The 18,102-nt window shown below is 40.0% G+C and carries 16 protein-coding genes; 10 read left to right on the top strand and 6 right to left on the bottom strand.

All coding sequences use genetic code 11. The features are described from left to right. Nucleotides 1-213: 213 nt before the first annotated feature. Complete coding sequence (locus Xhom_RS01910) at nt 214-486, top strand: hypothetical protein (RefSeq protein WP_145957424.1); 273 nt, start codon at nt 214-216, stop codon at nt 484-486. 132 nt (nt 487-618) lie between these two features. On the opposite strand, the gene argF is transcribed toward Xhom_RS01910, so the two are convergent. Then, complete coding sequence (argF, locus tag Xhom_RS01905; RefSeq protein WP_069317166.1) at nt 619-1,632, bottom strand: ornithine carbamoyltransferase; 1,014 nt, start codon at nt 1,630-1,632, stop codon at nt 619-621. Nucleotides 1,633-1,866: 234 nt separating this feature from the next. Here argF and rraB point away from each other — a divergent pair, with 234 nt between their 5' ends. After that, complete coding sequence (gene rraB / locus Xhom_RS01900; RefSeq protein WP_069318500.1) at nt 1,867-2,292, top strand: ribonuclease E inhibitor RraB; 426 nt, start codon at nt 1,867-1,869, stop codon at nt 2,290-2,292. Between the two features lie 62 nt (nt 2,293-2,354). Here the strand turns inward: rraB and Xhom_RS01895 are convergent, their stop codons facing one another. Together Xhom_RS01895 and Xhom_RS01890 are read right to left on the bottom strand one after the other, a co-directional pair. After that, entirely contained in the window at nt 2,355-2,858 is a 504-nt protein-coding gene (locus Xhom_RS01895; protein WP_069317165.1) for a GNAT family N-acetyltransferase, read from the bottom strand. Nucleotides 2,859-3,009: 151 nt separating this feature from the next. Then, entirely contained in the window at nt 3,010-3,939 is a 930-nt protein-coding gene (locus tag Xhom_RS01890; protein ID WP_069317164.1) for a LysR substrate-binding domain-containing protein, read from the bottom strand. 104 nt (nt 3,940-4,043) lie between these two features. On the opposite strand from Xhom_RS01890, the gene Xhom_RS01885 reads away from it, so the two are divergent. The 7 genes from Xhom_RS01885 to Xhom_RS01850 all read left to right on the top strand — a co-directional run bounded on the left by Xhom_RS01885 (nt 4,044) and on the right by Xhom_RS01850 (nt 12,896). Further along, entirely contained in the window at nt 4,044-5,144 is a 1,101-nt protein-coding gene (locus Xhom_RS01885; RefSeq protein WP_069317163.1) for a tartrate dehydrogenase, read from the top strand. A 394-nt stretch (nt 5,145-5,538) separates the two neighbouring features. Continuing rightward, nucleotides 5,539-7,185 (top strand): BCCT family transporter, encoded by a 1,647-nt coding sequence (locus Xhom_RS01880; RefSeq protein ID WP_274540172.1) that lies wholly within the window; start codon nt 5,539-5,541, stop codon nt 7,183-7,185. 48 nt (nt 7,186-7,233) lie between these two features. Next, nucleotides 7,234-8,352, top strand: a complete 1,119-nt coding sequence (locus Xhom_RS01875) for an aromatic ring-hydroxylating oxygenase subunit alpha (protein WP_069317162.1) — start codon at nt 7,234-7,236, stop codon at nt 8,350-8,352. Between the two features lie 54 nt (nt 8,353-8,406). Continuing rightward, nucleotides 8,407-9,855, top strand: coding sequence for an NAD-dependent succinate-semialdehyde dehydrogenase (locus Xhom_RS01870; protein ID WP_069317161.1), 1,449 nt, complete (start codon nt 8,407-8,409; stop codon nt 9,853-9,855). 20 nt (nt 9,856-9,875) lie between these two features. Then, on the top strand, nt 9,876-10,841 hold the full coding sequence (locus Xhom_RS01865; RefSeq protein WP_069318499.1) for a PDR/VanB family oxidoreductase: 966 nt from the start codon (nt 9,876-9,878) through the stop codon (nt 10,839-10,841). A 617-nt stretch (nt 10,842-11,458) separates the two neighbouring features. Next, complete coding sequence (locus Xhom_RS01855; protein ID WP_069317160.1) at nt 11,459-12,451, top strand: zinc metalloprotease; 993 nt, start codon at nt 11,459-11,461, stop codon at nt 12,449-12,451. A gap of 61 nt (nt 12,452-12,512) precedes the next feature. Continuing rightward, complete coding sequence (locus Xhom_RS01850) at nt 12,513-12,896, top strand: hypothetical protein (protein WP_069317159.1); 384 nt, start codon at nt 12,513-12,515, stop codon at nt 12,894-12,896. Nucleotides 12,897-13,124: 228 nt separating this feature from the next. On the opposite strand, the gene Xhom_RS01840 is transcribed toward Xhom_RS01850, so the two are convergent. From Xhom_RS01840 to Xhom_RS01830, 3 genes are read right to left on the bottom strand one after another with little or no spacing between them, the layout of a single operon-like run. Continuing rightward, entirely contained in the window at nt 13,125-13,898 is a 774-nt protein-coding gene (locus Xhom_RS01840) for an amino acid ABC transporter substrate-binding protein (protein ID WP_069317158.1), read from the bottom strand. Between the two features lie 48 nt (nt 13,899-13,946). Further along, nucleotides 13,947-14,711, bottom strand: coding sequence for an amino acid ABC transporter ATP-binding protein (locus Xhom_RS01835; RefSeq protein WP_069317157.1), 765 nt, complete (start codon nt 14,709-14,711; stop codon nt 13,947-13,949). Beyond that, the gene (locus tag Xhom_RS01830; protein ID WP_069317156.1) at nt 14,689-15,411 is read right to left on the bottom strand and encodes an amino acid ABC transporter permease; all 723 of its coding nucleotides are present in this window, start codon (nt 15,409-15,411) and stop codon (nt 14,689-14,691) included. Before Xhom_RS01830 ends, Xhom_RS01835 begins: the two co-directional genes overlap by 23 nt. Before the next feature lie 723 nt (nt 15,412-16,134). Here Xhom_RS01830 and Xhom_RS01825 point away from each other — a divergent pair. Then, a complete protein-coding gene (locus Xhom_RS01825; protein ID WP_099139636.1) occupies nt 16,135-17,997 on the top strand; it encodes a YadA-like family protein in 1,863 nt (620 codons plus the stop codon). Nucleotides 17,998-18,102 lie beyond the last annotated feature (105 nt).

The raw sequence follows: 18,102 nt of genomic DNA, 5'->3' as shown, positions 1-18,102 counted from the left end.
ATATGGACTACAAGGTCATGAACTTGAAATAAAAACTGAAGAAGCTTATAAGAATGAATTTGAAAGCGGACATTACGTAGGTACCGATATTTATTATTGGAAGTTACCTGATTCATTAACAATAAAAGGCTATGAGCTTATTGATTTTAAAGCTCAACTCATCGAAGTCGGCGGAATTATCTGCAATACTAATCAAAATAAGCCCCATTACGAATGGGTATAGCGTTCTCTTCTGATATAGAAGAAATTTCAGTTAATAGTCTGATGGTAGATGTCGATTTACCTGATGGTGATAGAAAGATACGCCTAAATACTGACAATAATGTTATCAGAGCTTCTCTTGGATATTGTGATAATTATAACTCTAAACGTCCAGAGTATGATTCAGGTTGTATGGTTCAAATAACAGATAATTTTGGCTGTATATCTAAGCTCTTAATAATGGGAAATAGAGATTTTACAAAATTATATATTGTTGATGAGTAACCCTATCTTCCTCTACCAGTAAATGACGATATTAATGGTATATCTTTTATGTTTCGCATTGTCTCTTTGTTGCTTGCATGACTTACACCAGTCACATGGTTGGCTATGTGACTGGTGATTCATTTTTTTTTTTTACAAATCCAGTTCTTTCACCAGCGTTGCTACCATTATCGCCTTAATAGTATGCATTCGGTTTTCCGACTGATCAAACACAATGCTGTGTTCTGATTCGAATACTTCATTAGTGACTTCTAACCCACCATATAGATTAAATTCCTCCGCAAGTTGTTTACCCAGCATCGTTTCTTCATCGTGGAAAGCGGGAAGACAGTGCAGGAATTTCACTTTAGGATTGCCCGTTAATTTCACGACATTCATATTGACCTGATAAGGCTTCAATAACGTAATGCGTTCTTGCCAGACTGACTTCGGTTCGCCCATGGATACCCAAACATCGGTATACAGGTAATCCGCGTCTTTCACACCTTGCGTAATATTTTCTGTCAGAGTGATCTGGCCGCCAGTTTTTTCCGCTTGTTTTTGGCATTCTGCAACCAAATGTGTATCTGGCCAACAAGCTTTTGGTGCGACCAAACGAAGATCCATGCCCGTTAATACGGCTGCTTCCAACATGGTATTGCCCATGTTATTGCGGGCATCGCCCAGATAAGCAAATTTGATTTCAGACAATGGCTTATCGCTGTGCTCCTGTATCGTCATTAAATCGGCCAGCAGCTGAGTCGGGTGGAATTCATCAGTCAGGCCATTCCAAACGGAAACACCGGCATATTGCGCTAATGTCTCAACAATGTGCTGACTGTGACCACGGTATTGAATTCCATCATACAGGCGTCCAAGTACTCGCGCGGTGTCCTTGATGGATTCTTTGTGCCCAATCTGGTTGCCACTTGAGCCTAAATAGGTGACATTGGCACCTTGATCGTAGGCAGCAACTTCGAATGCACAGCGTGTACGAGTAGAGTCTTTTTCAAAAATCAGGGCGATATTTTTTCCCTTGAGTAAAGGCGATTCTTTATCTGATTTTTTATTCGATTTTAATTTATGAGCCAATGTTAAAAGAGCATTAATTTCTATTGGTGTAATATCAAGCAATCTAAGTAAGTTACGTTGAAATAATGGGTTCATTACGCATTGTCTCCATTAGTGAAAAATTGAATTTATATTCAATATATATCGATAAAAAATTCAATTACAAGCTTTGTTTTCGGAGCTCATGAGGGGGGAGTTATTAAGACTGACTATGAATCAGTCGCTTACGGTTTGTACTTCTCCTTGAACAAAATTGGATAGATATATCCTTTGTAGAAAAAAGATGGGAGAATGCAAAAATTGGACAGCCAACAGATAGAGGGGATTGGCATGGCAGACCCACATGCTTTAGAAGAACAGCGTGAAGAGACTCGTTTGATCATCGAAGAATTATTGGAAGATGGCAGTGATCCAGAAGCGCTTTATATCATTGAGCACCACTTTTCGGCGGAAGACTTTGATCAACTGGAGAAGGCCGCCCTCGAAGCATTTAAGTTAGGCTATGAAGTAACAGATGCGGAAGAGTTGGAAACGGAAGATCGCGTTGTTTTGATGTGTTGCGATGTGATTAGTGAAAGTCGCCTAGAAGCTGAACTGATCAACGTACAGGTTGAGCAACTGATGGATTTGGCTGAAAAGATCGGTGTTAATTACGATGGTTGGGGGACGTACTTTGAAGATCCCAACGCGCCAGATGATGAAGACGATGAAGTCGATCTCTTCCCGCCTGAGGAAGATGAACGCAGATTGCACTAATTTTTGTCAGCGCCAAATGCCCCACTTAAACTGTGGGGCTTATTTATTGGTGATTATGGTCGTTATAGTGCCTTGATCATCCGGACTTCACAGTCGCTGTGGCCTGTATTGCCCAGTGGTTCATCAATATGGCTGAAGCCCAGTTTTTCATACAGGGCAATGGCAGCTTTCAGCGTTTCTGTTGTTTCCAGATAGCAGCATTTAAACCCTTGTTGTGTACCGAATTCCAGAGATTTCTGCACAATTTGCTTGGCTACGCCTTTTCCTCTCAATACGGATGACAGGTACATTTTCTGCAATTCACAGGTATCACCATCACCACCTGCAAGTGGTGCAACACCTCCGCCGCCAACAATTTCCCCATCCATTTCAATGACCCAATAAGCGCTGCGTGGCTGGCTGTAAACTTCGTACAGTGTATCCAGAATCGGATCAGCAACAGCAAAACCTTTGTCTGCGGTTAAGCCATGCTCGGCGGAGACTTCACGGATCACTGTGGCAATACCTGAATTATCTTGCTGGTTAATGGGGCGAATGATGTAGTTTTGTGTTGTTTTTGCTGTCATTATTTTCTCTTTATATTATTTATTGGTAGGGAGGATAAATAATACAGCATGGGATGTATTGTTTTAACTAATAATTAACCAGTTAAGTATGGGGTCGTGGTTCCACATCAAGTTACCGACAAGGCGCTGTTTTTATCCGGTATTTTAATCACTATTGATCTGATTTAACTTCAATTTTTTCTGAATAATGAAGTTGAAAATAGCGTTCTAAAAATTCAATCGTTACTCTGATACGAGCAGACATGGCTAGACGTGTGACGTAGACCGCCCAGATATTAGCTGATTGATAATATTCAGGAAGAATATGGACTAATGTACCTGACTTGATGTTTTCTCTGACATCCCAATAAGAGCGCAGGGTAATGCCATGACCATCAAGGCACCATTGATGAATGATTTCACCATGATTGGATGACATCGGCCCGGTGACTTTCACCGATTGAGAGCCAGTACTGTTTTGCAACTGCCAAATTCCGAAGGGGTGATCTCGCTCTTTGATCACCAGACAGGAGTGAGCAGGGAGTTCATTAAGTGATTTTGGCATCGGATTACGCGTGAGATAAGAGGGGGATGCACAAAGGATCCGGTGGTTAGACGCAAGTTTGCGTGCGATAAGGTTATTATCAATATCATCACCAACACGAATATCTAAATCAATGCCTTCAGTCGCTAAATCTACAATGCGATCTTCCACGTCAAACCGGAGTTCCAATTGTGGGTAGGCCTGAATGAGTGCTGATAAAGCAGGCGCAACGAATTTCCGCCCAAAACCGAAACTACTGACTACCCTAATTGTTCCTTGAGGTTCTTGCCGAAGTTCAGAAAGTTCATCAAGCATCTGGTGAACATCATTGAGAATACGTTGTGCCCATTCGTATATTCGTTCACCATCTTCCGTAATCGATACCCGACGTGTTGTTCTGTGTAATAGAGTGACATTCAATATGTTCTCTAAGATCGCAATGCGTTTACTGATAAAGGCCGGAGATGCCCCAATTTCTTCGGCTGCTGCAACAAAACTTGCTCTCTTGGCGACTAAAAGAAAAACCCGCAGATCCTGTAAAATAGGAAGATTGTTCATAAATCGTAAATTATGTTTCTACATTTTTAAGATTGAATACGAATCAGTCAATTATAAGATAGCTCAAAAGTCAATTTTGTATCCTGATAAATGAGAGATATCTAATGAAAAAACCGTTTAAGATTGCTGCAATTCCGGGGGATGGAATTGGCCATGAAGTTCTTCCGGAAGGAATTCGGGTATTGCAGGCTGTAGCTGAAAAGTGGGATCTCTGTTTATCGTTTGAGTATTTCGAGTGGGCCAGTTGTGACTATTATCTTAAGCACGGCACAATGATGCCTGATAATTGGTTTAAGCAGCTAATGGCGTTTGATGCCATATATTTTGGCGCTGTTGGCTGGCCTGAAACGGTACCTGATCATATCTCGCTTTGGGGTTCATTGCTTAAATTCCGTCGTGATTTTCAGCAATATGTCAATTTGCGGCCTGTCCGTCTCTTACCGGGGGTGCCTTGCCCGTTAGCGAACAAAAAACCGGAAGATATCGATTTTTATGTTGTCAGAGAGAATACTGAGGGAGAATATTCTACTATTGGTGGCCGTTTTCATGAAGGTACGGAACATGAAGTGGTGATCCAAGAATCGGTTTTTACCCGCCGTGGTGTTGATCGCATATTAAAATATGCGTTTGAATTAGCCCAAAATCGTCCGCGTAAATTATTAACGTCTGCCACTAAATCAAATGGATTGGCGATTAGCATGCCTTATTGGGATGAGCGTTTTGAAGAGATGGCAAAACAGTATCCTGATATTAAATGGGATAAACAACATATTGATATTCTTTGTGCCCGGTTTGTATTAAATCCGGAACGATTTGATGTCGTTGTTGCTTCTAATTTGTTTGGCGATATTCTTTCTGATCTGGGGCCGGCATGTACTGGAACGATTGGGATTTCACCTTCTGCTAATCTGAATCCGGAAAGGCATTTTCCTTCTTTATTTGAACCTGTTCATGGATCTGCGCCAGATATCTATGGCAAAAATATTGCCAATCCTATTGCAATGATTTGGGCTGGGGCCATGATGTTACAGTTCTTAGGTAAAGGCATGTCAGGAGAAAGCGATACACGTTATCAAGATGCCTATGATGATATTTTATCTGCAATTGAAGTGGTGATAGCGAAAGGAATTGTTACGCCAGATATGAAAGGCGAAGCATCGACTCAACAGGTTGGGGAAGCCATTATTAACCATTTAATTAATTAAAAAATAATTTATTTATTCTTTACTTCTTATAAAAATCACACTCGTTTTTAGGGTGTGACTTTTAATTATAGTTTACTTTTTGTTGTTAGCCATCACCGTTACTCTTTTGATTATTAATGTATGTCACAAAACATTAATTACGATACGTGTTTTATCTATTTACTATTCAACCAATTGTTTAAATCATGTATCAATAATATATTTTAATTGTTAACCAAAAGAGGAGGTAAGTGTCGTTCCCACTTATTTCACGTTTTCCTTTTGTTGTGTCTATACCAGCATAAACGTAATCATAACAACGATAACAGGCACTTTGTTTCTATACTCAAAAAAGGGACATTCAAAAGATGGATACCCAAAAGAGGGATGCACAAAGTGAAAAAACGGAGGTTTCATGTTGAGCAATACAAAGAAAGATGTTCCTTTAATTGTAATAAGCCTGGCTTGTATTGTTGTTATAGCAATAACACTCAGTTTATTTCCTGAGAAAACAAGTGTTATTGCTAATGAAATTTTTAATGGGCTGACTCGCTTACTTGGATCAACAATCCAAATATTAGTTCTTGCCGCTTTGATGTTTGTGCTTTATCTGGCGTTAAGTAAATACGGAAATATTCGGCTTGGTGAAGGAAAACCAGATTATACCACGATACCTTGGCTCTTTATGTTTATTTGTGCAGGGCTTGGCTCATCGACTTTATATTGGGGGGTAATGGAATGGGCATATTATTACCAGACACCTGGCCTTAATATTACGCCTCAAACCCCTAAAGCGCTGGAGTACAGTATCAGTTATTCTTTTTTCCATTGGGGGTTAAGCGCCTGGGCAACTTATGCACTTGCTTCACTGATCATGGCTTACCATTTTCATGTCAGAAAAAATAAAGGGTTGAGTTTATCAGGGATTATTTCCGCAATTATCAAAATTAATCCGCATGGTTTTTGGGGACGACTCATTGATATGACGTTCTTAATTGCCACTGTAGGAGCGTTAACGATTTCTTTAGTGGTTACTGCGGCGACATTAAGTGGCGGACTTTCTTCATTAACAGGTATGCCTAATAATTTTATCGTGCAAGCTGGCATTACATTATTAGCAGCATTGATCTTTTGTTTAAGTTCTTATATTGGTATTGATAATGGTATGCGGCGTTTAAGTCAAATGGTGGGATGGGGAGCATTGGGTTTTGCTTTACTTGTCCTGATTGTAGGGCCGACGGAATTTAGCATTAATAACATGATTAATGCGGTTGGTTTGACAACGCAGCATTTCCTGCAAATGAGCTTATTTACCGACCCGATGGGAGATGGTCAATTTACGCGGAGTTGGACGGTATTCTACTGGTTATGGTGGATTTCATATACCCCCGGTGTTGCCATGTTTGTAACCAGAGTTTCTCATGGCCGTAAAATTAAAGAAGTGATTTGGGCATTGTTATTAGGCAGTACTTTTGGTTGCTGGTTCTTCTTTGGTGTCCTGGAGAGTTATGCAATGCACCAATTTATTACCGGCGCTATTAATGTACCTGAAATATTGAATACTTTGGGTGGAGAAACGGCTGTTCACCAGTTATTGAGTGCATTGCCATTAGGCCAATTTTTCCTTGCTGCCTATCTCTTTATCATGATTATTTTCTTGGCCTCACATATGGATGCCGTGGCTTATACCATGGCTGCAACCAGTACGCGTAATTTAAGTGAAGGCCAAGATCCGAGCCGAAAATTACGTCTTTTCTGGTGTGTGGTGATTACGTTAATTCCACTTTCAATTCTATTTACGCAAGCTTCTTTAGAGACAATGAAAACCACTGTAGTGCTGACTGCATTGCCTTTTTTAGTGGTTCTATTGATTAAGACATACGGTTTTATTCGCTGGATAAAACAAGACTATGCACATGTTCCTGTACATCTTATTGATAGCTTAAACCAGAAAGAGCATGTTATTGCGCCGACCTCTATGCAGAAAAAAGCATATACACAGAAAAAAGCAACCGAACCCGCTATGGCTTCATCAACGGCATCAATTTCGTTAAATGATTAACACGGTAAGTAAATTAACAATACAAGTAAATTCACGGTAGGAATTGATATGAGCATTCAAGACTCTTATTTCACATTACCCAAAGATTTTTGTGCAAATCCAACAGAAGCATACACCATGCCTGCTCGTTTCTATACTTCTCAAGACGTGTTTAATTATGAGAAAGAAGCGATTTTTGCCAAGAGCTGGATCTGTGTTGCGCACAGTAGTGAGCTGGCTAATCCTAACGATTATGTTACGCGTGAAATTATTGGTGAGAACATTGCTATTGTTCGTGGGCGCGACAAAGTACTGCGTGCATTTTTTAACGTTTGTCCTCATCGCGGGCACCAATTATTGACAGGGGAAGGTAAGGCCAAAAATGTGATTACTTGCCCTTATCATGCATGGACATTCAAGCTAGATGGCTCTTTGGCACATGCCCGTAATTGCGAAAATGTCGCTAATTTTGATAAAGACTTAGCTCAATTAACCCCGGTAAAATTGGAAGAGTATGCGGGTTTCGTTTTTATTAATATGGATATGGAAGCCGGTACGGTTGAGGAACAGTTACCGGGATTAGGCGCTAAAGTGTTAGAAGCCTGCCCTGAAGTTTATGATTTAAAGCTGGCCGATCGTTTCACGACAGTAACACCTGCGAATTGGAAAAGCATTGTTGATAATTATCTGGAATGTTATCACTGTGGCCCGGCACATCCCGGTTTTTCAACGTCCGTTCAGGTCGATCGTTATTGGCATACCATGCATGAGAAATGGTCATTGCAATTCGGGCATGCGATCCCTTCCGATCAATCTTTTCAATTTGAAGGAGAGTCGTCATTCCACGGTTTTTGGTTATGGCCTTGTACCATGTACAACGTTACACCAATTAAAGGCATGATGACGGTGATATATGAATTCCCGATAGATGCAGAAACCACGCTGCAACATTACGATATTTACTTTACGAATGAAGATATTACTCAAGAACAGCAAACGTTGATTGAATGGTATCGTGACGTTTTTCGCCCAGAAGACCTGTGCTTAGTTGAAAGCGTACAAAAAGGGCTTAAATCGCGGGGTTATCGCGGTCAGGGACGCATCATGGCGGATAGTTCAGGAAGTGGAATTAGTGAACACGGTATCGCTTATTTTCACAATCTTATTGCTCAAACTTACCATGAATAAAATGGCGCAGGGTAAAGGCAATTATGTCATGAGCTTAGTCAGTGAGGTCATTAAGTGAATATTTCAGATAATCCTTTTTTTCGTCAGCAGGCTTACATCAATGGACAGTGGTGCGATGCCGACGATAAAGGAACATTGGATGTTTCTGATCCTGCAACAGGTAAGATCATCGGGCAAGTACCTAATATGGCAGCAAGTGAAACGAAAAAAGCCATTCAAGCTGCACACGATGCATTACCGCAATGGCGGGCGCTTACTGCTCATCAGCGTGCTCAGTTATTGCAAAATTGGTTTCGCTTGATCAGTGAAAACAAAAAACAGCTTGCGGCAATTATGACTTCAGAGCAAGGAAAGCCACTGGCAGAAGCTGAAGGCGAAATCGTCTATGCTGCTTCTTTTATTGAGTGGTTTGCAGAACAAGGAAAGCGTATAAACGGGGAAATTATTCCTTCGCCAACGGCAGACAAACGCTTGATGGTGATTAAACAAGGGGTCGGTGTTTGCGCAGTTATCACGCCTTGGAATTTTCCGGCTGCAATGATTACCCGCAAAGCAGCGCCTGCACTTGCAGCAGGCTGTAGCATAATAATAAAGCCTGCGAACGAAACCCCCTTTACAGCATTGGCAATGGTGGAGCTAGCCATTCGGGCAGGTATTCCTGAGGGGGTGATAAATATTATCATGGGTCATTCACGTATTATTGGTGAAATACTTACTACAGATGATCGGGTACGCAAACTGAGTTTTACGGGTTCAACGGAGGTTGGGCGTTTATTAATGCGTCAATGTTCAGACAGTATAAAAAAAGTATCTTTGGAATTAGGGGGAAATGCGCCCTTTATTGTCTTTGATGATGCTGACATCGAAAAAGCGGTAGAAGGAGCGATTGCCGCCAAATTCCGTAATGCAGGTCAAACCTGTGTTTGTGTGAATCGTTTCTATATTCACAAAGCTATTTATCAAACATTTAGCCAGCGTTTTGTTGAAGAAGCACAAAAACTTAAAATGGGGAATGGTTTTGATCAAGGAGTACAAATAGGCCCGTTGATTAACGCGAAATCGACAGATAAAGTTCAGTTTCTTTTAGATGATGCATTAAATAAAGGGGCAGATTTATTATGTGGTGGTAAACGTCATGCTTTAGGTGACAATTTCTTTATCCCCACGGTACTCGGTAATGTCCCCACAAATAGCCTGTTATTAGAAGAAGAAATATTTGGGCCGATTGCACCTCTGGTTATTTTTGATGATGAAAATAGCGTTATCGAATCTGCCAATAATACCATTTATGGGCTTGCTGCCTATTTTTACAGTGAAAACCCGCAACGCATTTGGCGAGTTTCAGAGAAATTAGAATATGGCATGGTAGGTATTAACACAGGCCTTATTTCTAATGAAGTTGCTCCCTTTGGCGGAGTAAAACAGTCTGGTTTGGGGCGTGAGGGTTCTACTCACGGTATTGACGATTATTTAGAGCTGAAATATCTCTGCCAAGGTTTTTAATGAATAATCAGGAGTTGCTTGTGTCTACTTATCAGAAGCTTGGTGTTATTGTCAGTGATATTGAGACAATCACACCAACAATTAAACGATTTACGCTAATACCGGATGAAAACACACAGTTACCTTCTTTTACCAGTGGTAGTCACCTCTTTGTACAGATGCAGGATGATGACAACCATTATAGTAATGCCTATTCTTTATTAAATTCTCCTTTTGATGAACAACGTTATCAAATTGCGGTTAAGCGAGGAGAGCATTCCCGTGGTGGCTCGGCATTTATGCACAAAAAAGTGGCTATTGGAAACAAACTCATTGTTTCTGAGCCGAATAACTTATTTGCATTAGTGCCTGAAGCGAAAAAACATATATTGATAGCGGGTGGAATTGGGATCACGCCCTTTATGTCCCATTTGCATGAATTGCAAAAACAAAATGCTGAATATGAACTGCATTATTGCTACCGGAATGCCAATGACAATGCGTTTACCCAAGAGCTAATGGCATCGGGGTTTAAGGATAAGATAGTTTGCCATATCTCATCCGAAGGTACTCGGCTTGAACTCGATACATTTATCTCTCAATTACCAGAAGGAAGTCATGTTTATACCTGTGGCTCAAATTCATTGAATGATGGTGTAAAACAAGCGGCACAAAAGGCTGGGTTTCCCAGCCATCAATTGCATTTTGAGCAATTCACTCTTGAAGATAAAACAGGAGATACGTTTACCGTTTTTCTGGCTAAATCTGGCGTTGAGTTGGAAGTCGATAGCGAATCAACAATTCTACAAGTTATTGAAAAAAATAAAGTTGTCTCTGTTGAAAGTTTGTGCCGTGAAGGGGTGTGTGGTACGTGTGAAACAATGATTTTAGAAGGTGAAGCAGATCATCGTGACCAATATTTTAGTGATGAGGAAAAACAGAGTCAGACATCAATGCTGATTTGTTGTTCCCGGGCAAAAGGGAGGCGGTTAGTACTTGATTTGTAGTTAACAAATGTGGGGTACGGCCCCATATTTGTTAACTAGAAAAATTCCTTAATTTCCCGTCAGGCAATTTGACACCAAATATCATTTCACCGCCCATAGTTTCAATGTATTTTTTCAACATTGCTCCCCGACAGAGTAGGCAGCAGTCACTGCCACAGCCCAAGTCTATTTCAATAATAACATGACATTAAATGGGTGCTGGTTTTATAACAATGTAATTCTTATAACAAGATAATTTCTATAATAATGTGTACTGAATTGGCGGGAATATTTTGTCAATACTTCTCCTGAAAGGGCTGATCGACATTGACAAAACGTCACCATACTTTATAGTTTAGTTAGTAAATAGATGAGACCGCTTTGAAAAGACATTGAGTGTAGACAAGAACGTGCTTTATTGCTTTATCGATATTCTGAAATTTAAATATTATCATTATAATATCATGGAGTAATGTTTCCAGTTAATTAAGAATTACGTTAATGTAATGCGGAGTGATTAAATTTCCTTTTAGGCAATTTTTAGTACTCGCCGAATATATTTATCCAAAATAAAAATTCATTCAAATTAATCCAAAAAATCGCAACGGAGTCATCATTTAGTATAAAAGGGTTAGAATATGAAACTCATTAAAAAAATATTTATATTTATTCTACTTATTACTACAGCACAGGCAATAGCTCAAACTGAACCTCCTGATCCAGCATACACTCATATAGCTTTTTTATTATCAAGAGATAAACAAAACATGTATTCTGCGGTATCTAGTTACGGAGGTCACATAGGATATACTTTGGATAATCCTCAAATGGAAATTACTTATGAAATCCAAGGTCATTCGATCAGTATTCCCCTCACCCCTCTTGTAGAAGCCGCTGCAGCATATTGGAATAGACAGTTGGGAGAGCATGGTTTAACGATTGAGCAAAACTCAGGTTCAAGACAACCTAATTTTATTATACGATTTGTTCCACCTAATATGGTAAATAATGTTCTGTACTCAGATGGAGACGTGGCAGAAGTCAGGACTGCACTTACGTTTGAGGCTAATAGTGTATGCTTAGACTATTATCGTCAAAGATATCCTAGTGTATTTAATTCAGCGGGTATTTTTTTAAGACAACATATTCCTATAGATAATACATGGCTCAATATGTTACGGGGTATTTTTGGAAGCAATAATAGAAAAGTTTTATTAGGAAATTTATTATACACAATAATACTCCATGAATTTGGTCATGCTGTAGGCCTTTCTCATCCTGATAATGCTGACCGGTCTTTTTATCCAAATCCTGAACGTGGGGCACATATTTATCGTAATGCAATAGGAGTGTCAAATTTTGAAAATATGCTAGCTAGCCCTCAGCCAGCACTTATGCACTCTGATCAACTTCAATTTTTATCAGATTTGCACGAGCAGCGAGGAGAATTTCTGACAAGAAATATGATTGGCTTATCTGACAATGAAAATTCATGGATACAAGATATGGTTAATTGTCATAATTTACAACGAACAGTAAGATTTGTAAATTCTTTAAACTGCCATAAATTTCAAATAATTTATCCCTTAGCGAATGCTATGATGCCAATTTATCAAACGTTATTCTTGTGAGTAAATACTTGTTACCATGATATGTATTAAGGTATTAAATATGGTCAAAAGGAGAAGAGATATGAAAATTAAATTAAAGATTATTTTAAGTTTTTTTATTTTAATGGTAATAAATAATCATGCCTGTGCTTATGCTGGAAATTGTAGTAAAAACTTAAATAAAACGGGTTATGTAACGAGTGTTTATTTGGGAGTAGACGATAATAAAGATGCTAGAATCACATTTGGTTTTAAAGAAAATAACTCTAATACTATTACGACAATATCTTTGTATAATTATATTACTGGTACCGATAATAAGTTTACTAACGATAGTAACGCAAGTAAAAATGCTCAGGCAGCATATGCGATGTTATTGACAGCCTATACATCAGGGTCACCAGTAAAAATTATGAGGTGTTATAGTGATGGAGTTGTTGGTTTTGGTATAGGGCAATTTTATTAGAACTATATCCATCGTTTTTCAAGTTGAAGCTTTGTTGGCTGCGCTCACTCACCCCAGTCACATAGTTAGTTATGTGACCGGGGATTACTTCTTAAAGCGTGTGCGATTAGCTTTAGCTTCACAAATTAACAAATCTTGTTGCTTCAAGCGCTTTGGTAGGTTCTGCAATCATTCTGTTGTTTCCGCCTATATCTATTACCTACCACTTGTTCCGGTACTTAAGATTAATTATTTAGAAATATCTACCCCAAAATACTTCTCGGAGATACGGGTATAGGTTCCGTCATTTTTTATCTCTTGTAGGGCTTTATTAACCGCTTCTACCAACTCAGGATCGCCTTTACGCAGTAAAACGGCTGATTTACTCGCGTCGGCTTTTTGGGCGACGATTTTCACAGGGGCGTTCGGGCGCTGTTTTTTGAAATCCAAAAACGACAAGCGATCATTCAATGTTGCATCAGCACGTCCGGTGGCGACCAAATCAATGGCTTGGTTAAAACCATCCGTACTGACTAACGTGGCACCATAAGACGTTGCCAATTGCCCGTAATTACTGGTCAGTGATTGGGCTGAACGTTTTTCTTTAATATCCGCGAAGGCTTTAATATCACTGTTATTATTGCGGGTGATCAACACGACTTGCGAGGTTGTGTAAGGAATAGAGAAACTATATTTTGCTTCGCGCTCTGGAGTAACTCCCACCTGATTGATAACAGCATCAAAACGCTTGGCATCCAGCCCTGCAATCAAACCATCCCATTTGACTTCCATGAATTCAGGTTTAACGTTCAGACGCTGAGCGATTTCCCGTGCGATATCCACATCAAAGCCGGTTAATTTGTTGCTGGCATCGTGATAGGTAAAAGGAGGATAAGTGCCTTCTGTACCAACCTTAAAGACGCCAGAGGCTTTTACCGCGTCAAAATCTTTACCGGCATAGCTTGGGGCAGAAATCGCAAGGGCAGTCGCGCCGGCCAGTAACAAACTAAAAAATGTTTTCATGGGTTTCTCCGAGTAAATAATGTTGCTGATATTAAACGTGACTGCTTGCTATATTTCCCAATCCGGTAAGGTTTCTGTCAGAGTTGAGATAAATTCACCAGTACGCACTTTACTGGGACGGGTAAAGAGAGTTTTTGCCGGGCCCGATTCAATAATCTCACCGGATTCCAGAAAGACGACATCATGGGCAAGGTTGGCAGCCAAGCGTAAATCGTGCGTTGCCATTAACATGGTAGTGCCTTCTCCTGCCAATTGCTTCAAAACGGAAACCACTTCTTTAGATAATTCAGGATCGAGTGCTGATGTTGGTTCATCGCACAGAAGGACTTTAGGCGAGGGTGCCATCGCTCTGGCTATTGCCACTCGCTGCTGCTGACCACCCGACAGTGTACTCGGCCAGACATCCGCTTTGTGCGACATCCCGACCTTTTTCAGTAATTCCAGCGCTCGTTCTCTGGCGCGTTCACGCGGCCATTTCTGTACCCAAATTAGCCCTTCCATAATATTTTCAATTACCGTCAGATGCGGAAAAAGCTGGAAGTTCTGGAAGACCATGCCCGTTTGCAGGCTAAAGCGCTGAATTTCCCGATGCGGCAACCGATCCTTACCGTTAAACGTAATCTGTTCTTTGCCAATTTCCAGTTTGCCAGCCTGTGGGATCTCCAACAGATTAATACAACGCAGCAAAGTACTTTTCCCGCTACCAGAAGGGCCAATCAGTGCCGTCAGACTGCCTTCCTTTATCGTCAGGTTAATATTTTTCAGCACCTTTTGCCCGTCGAAACTTTTTTCAATGTTGGTGAGCTGAATCATCTTTGGCTTCCTTATTATTACGGTTGTTTTGCTGGTTATTGCTTTGTTGGGCGAATTTCTTTTCCAACCGGACTTGCAGTGCTGACAACACTGAGCTTAAGAGAAGGTAGAGAATAGCGGCTTCGGTATACAGGATAAGCGGCTGATAGGTAACTGCGGCGATGCGCTGTGCCGCCAGAAACATTTCCGGCACGGTAATGACGGAAGCCAGAGAAGTATCTTTTACCAACGAAATAAAGGTATTGGACAGGGGAGGAATTGAAACCCGAGCCGCCTGTGGAAGTATGATCCGGCGCAGTGATTGCCACCAACTCATGCCGATAGAGTGAGAGGCTTCCCATTGCCCTTTGGGAACAGAAATCAATGCGGCACGGATCACTTCTGACGTATAAGCACCCACATTCAGGGTAAAGCCGATAACAGCAGAGGTAAAGGCTTCCAATGTAATGCCTACGCTGGGCAGGGCGTAGAAGATCAAAAACAGTTGCACCAACAAAGGCGTACCGCGAATCAACCAGACATAAAAGCGAACCACAGCAATCAGTGGCTTAGGCCCATACAGTCTGATTAAAGCGACGATAAATCCTAATGAGATCCCAAGTGCGAAAGTAATCAGCGTAAGGGGAATGGTGAATGTGAGACCGGCGTAAAGCATCGGCCAAAGGGAATCCAGCGCTAAACTGAGCCAATCTGGGGTCATAGATTCTTCCTAATAGATAGATATTAAAAATATGTTTATTTTTTATAAGGTTGTTTTAATGATGATATGGCAAGAAAAGGCGAACGCTATATACAATAAAGTTATAGCTTAGAACTTTAGTATGGGCTGGTGATATTGGTAAATGTGGCAAGGAGTAGAGTTATTATAAATAATGATGTTATTATGTTTTTATATTCATATTTAAAATAAATAATTTAATTAATTTGTTTTTAAAATATTTTATTAATTAATGTTTTTTCAGAATTAAATTATGAGTTGATGTAAATTATAGTGCTGTGTCTAATTGCTAATTTAAAGTGTATTATCGGAGTAATCTTAAACAAGTCATTGAGAATCAATAAAATCATAGAATTAGCGCTAACAGATAAAATATTAAGATGGAATCAGTCTGATATATGCATTGTAATGTAATTTTTATAAATAAAAAAACTTGTCTTTTATTTATTTTTAATATTTAATGACGCGCTTATTTCAATAGGAATACGAGTATAACTATCTTAATTTAATTTATTAATTTCAATTTATGCAATATATAACATTGTTGATTTTCAGATAATAATTGTGTTTATTTTAGTTTTATATAAATATGGAATTTCTTATAAAAAATTAATAAAGACAGATTAAGTCTATTCTTGGTGTTTCATTGAATTAACTTTTTTTTAATAAGTAAACTTATCTATTTTTATCACGGTGAAATAAATAATGAGAAAAATTTCATTTAAATCAATGGTTTCATTGATGTTAATCAGTACGGCATCAGTATCATATGCCAGCACGAGTACTGATTCAGAACCAGTACCAAAATATCTTCCTTTGAATTTGATAGAAAATTTAAAAATATATCATCATGGAAATTACCATGTAGGATTTAGATATATTGTATCAGATGATAGTAGTGTAGATGCAGGAAATATTAATGTCGATATTCATCCTGCAAATTCCATTGCAATACTTGGAAGTTCAATTGGAAAAAGTGGATTTAGTTCTGTCGCTTTGAGCGAAGGGAGTATTGGTCATAATAGCAATCATTCTGTTGCTTTGAGCGCTGGAAAAATTGGCAATTCCAGTGCTAACTCTTTTGCTTTTATAGGAAAAATTGATGATAAGAGTGAAAATTCGGTAGCTATAGGCAATCTATCAAACGCTAAGGCAGAGCGAAGTATTGCAATAGGAGTGGGGGCTATTGTTCATAAGAATGATGGTATTGCTTTGGGGACAAGTGCAGTTTCTCACCATACTAATGCAGTTGCAATCGGAAAAGGCTCTGAAACTGACAGAGATAATTCGTTTTCGTTTGGAAGTAGCGCAGATACCACTAAAAATAAATATCTAACAAATATTGCTGATGGTGAAAAAGATCAGGATGCAGTTACTGTAGCTCAATTGAACCGTCGCGGTTTCTTTTCCAACCCCACATATACAACCTCATATTTTGTGGGAAACCTTACTTTTAAAGCAGATGAGAGTAATGTTGTGTCCTTTGGTGATAATCAAACTCAATTACGGTTAGTTAATATTGCCGATGGTAAGAATTCGAACGATGCAGTTAATAAAAAACAGCTTGATGATGTTAAGAGTAGTATTACCAATGAATTAAAAAAAGACATTGGAGATAAGGTAAAGAAAATAGATGATACTCTTATAACGCTTTCTGAAATTCAGCAGACTGTCATACAATCAGAGCAAGCTGCGGCGGACTTAGCAGCAAAGGCCGCAGACTCAGCGACAAAGGCGGGCTCGTCACAGCAGGCGGCAGAGCAGTCTGCGCAAGAAGCGGCGAACTCAGCAGCAAAGGCCACAGACTCAGCGACAAAAGCGGGCTCGTCACAGCAGGCGGCAGAGCAGTCTGCGCAAGAAGCGGCGGGTTCAGCAGCAAAGGCCACAGACTCAGTGACAAAGGCGGGCTCGTCACAGCAGGCGGCAGAGCAGTCTGCGCAAGAAGCGGCGAACTCAGCAGCAAAGGCCACAGACTCAGCGACAAAAGCGGGCTCGTCACAGCAGGCGGCAGAGCAGTCTGCGCAAGAAGCGACGAATTCAGCAGCAAAGGTCACAGACTCAGTGACAAAGGCGGGTTCGTCACAGCAGGCGGCAGAGCAGCCCACGAAAGACTCAGAGACAAATAAACAGTTAGGTGACAAAATCACTATCGTCAAGAAGGCTTCTGAAGAAAGAATGAATAAGCTGGATGCAAAAACAGATGGGATCTATAAATATGCTCAGGATATGAATGCGAAAATGGGTGAATATCATGTTTACTCTGAAAAACGTTTTAACGCATTAGAATCAGAAATGCGCCAGAGTGTTCACAAATTAGATAACAAAATTAACCGTGTAGAAAAACGTGCTAACGCCGGTATTGCCAGTGTTGCGGCTATGACCAATATTCCTTACAGCAATGCAAACCGCTTTAGTGTCGGTGTGGGCTTGGGGCAATATCGCGATGGGAGTGCGATTGCAGTTGGTACTCAAGCGAAAGTGACTGAAAACGTCAATGTCAGAGCTTCTACGAGCTGGAATAATTCTGATGGTGCGGTATTTGGGGCGGGTGTTGCAATAGGTTGGTAATGTCTGACTTCCTTTTTACTGATATTCAGTAGTAATGATAATGCAGGCGTCAATGACGCCTACTTTTTCTCAATCCAATAGACATTGATCTTATTTGTTCTTTAT

Source organism: Xenorhabdus hominickii (assembly GCF_002632725.1).
Lineage (GTDB): Bacteria > Pseudomonadota > Gammaproteobacteria > Enterobacterales > Enterobacteriaceae > Xenorhabdus > Xenorhabdus hominickii.
This window is presented reverse-complemented; position numbering and strand designations above follow the sequence as displayed.

Coding starts and splice junctions, on each gene's coding strand:
- Xhom_RS01910 (WP_145957424.1), top strand. CDS start 214: ATGGGTATAGCGTTCTCTTCTGATATAGAAGAAATTTCAGTTAATAGT.
- argF (WP_069317166.1), bottom strand. CDS start 1,632: ATGAACCCATTATTTCAACGTAACTTACTTAGATTGCTTGATATTACA.
- rraB (WP_069318500.1), top strand. CDS start 1,867: ATGGCAGACCCACATGCTTTAGAAGAACAGCGTGAAGAGACTCGTTTG.
- Xhom_RS01895 (WP_069317165.1), bottom strand. CDS start 2,858: ATGACAGCAAAAACAACACAAAACTACATCATTCGCCCCATTAACCAG.
- Xhom_RS01890 (WP_069317164.1), bottom strand. CDS start 3,939: ATGAACAATCTTCCTATTTTACAGGATCTGCGGGTTTTTCTTTTAGTC.
- Xhom_RS01885 (WP_069317163.1), top strand. CDS start 4,044: ATGAAAAAACCGTTTAAGATTGCTGCAATTCCGGGGGATGGAATTGGC.
- Xhom_RS01880 (WP_274540172.1), top strand. CDS start 5,539: ATGTTGAGCAATACAAAGAAAGATGTTCCTTTAATTGTAATAAGCCTG.
- Xhom_RS01875 (WP_069317162.1), top strand. CDS start 7,234: ATGAGCATTCAAGACTCTTATTTCACATTACCCAAAGATTTTTGTGCA.
- Xhom_RS01855 (WP_069317160.1), top strand. CDS start 11,459: ATGAAACTCATTAAAAAAATATTTATATTTATTCTACTTATTACTACA.
- Xhom_RS01850 (WP_069317159.1), top strand. CDS start 12,513: ATGAAAATTAAATTAAAGATTATTTTAAGTTTTTTTATTTTAATGGTA.
- Xhom_RS01840 (WP_069317158.1), bottom strand. CDS start 13,898: ATGAAAACATTTTTTAGTTTGTTACTGGCCGGCGCGACTGCCCTTGCG.
- Xhom_RS01835 (WP_069317157.1), bottom strand. CDS start 14,711: ATGATTCAGCTCACCAACATTGAAAAAAGTTTCGACGGGCAAAAGGTG.
- Xhom_RS01830 (WP_069317156.1), bottom strand. CDS start 15,411: ATGACCCCAGATTGGCTCAGTTTAGCGCTGGATTCCCTTTGGCCGATG.
- Xhom_RS01825 (WP_099139636.1), top strand. CDS start 16,135: ATGAGAAAAATTTCATTTAAATCAATGGTTTCATTGATGTTAATCAGT.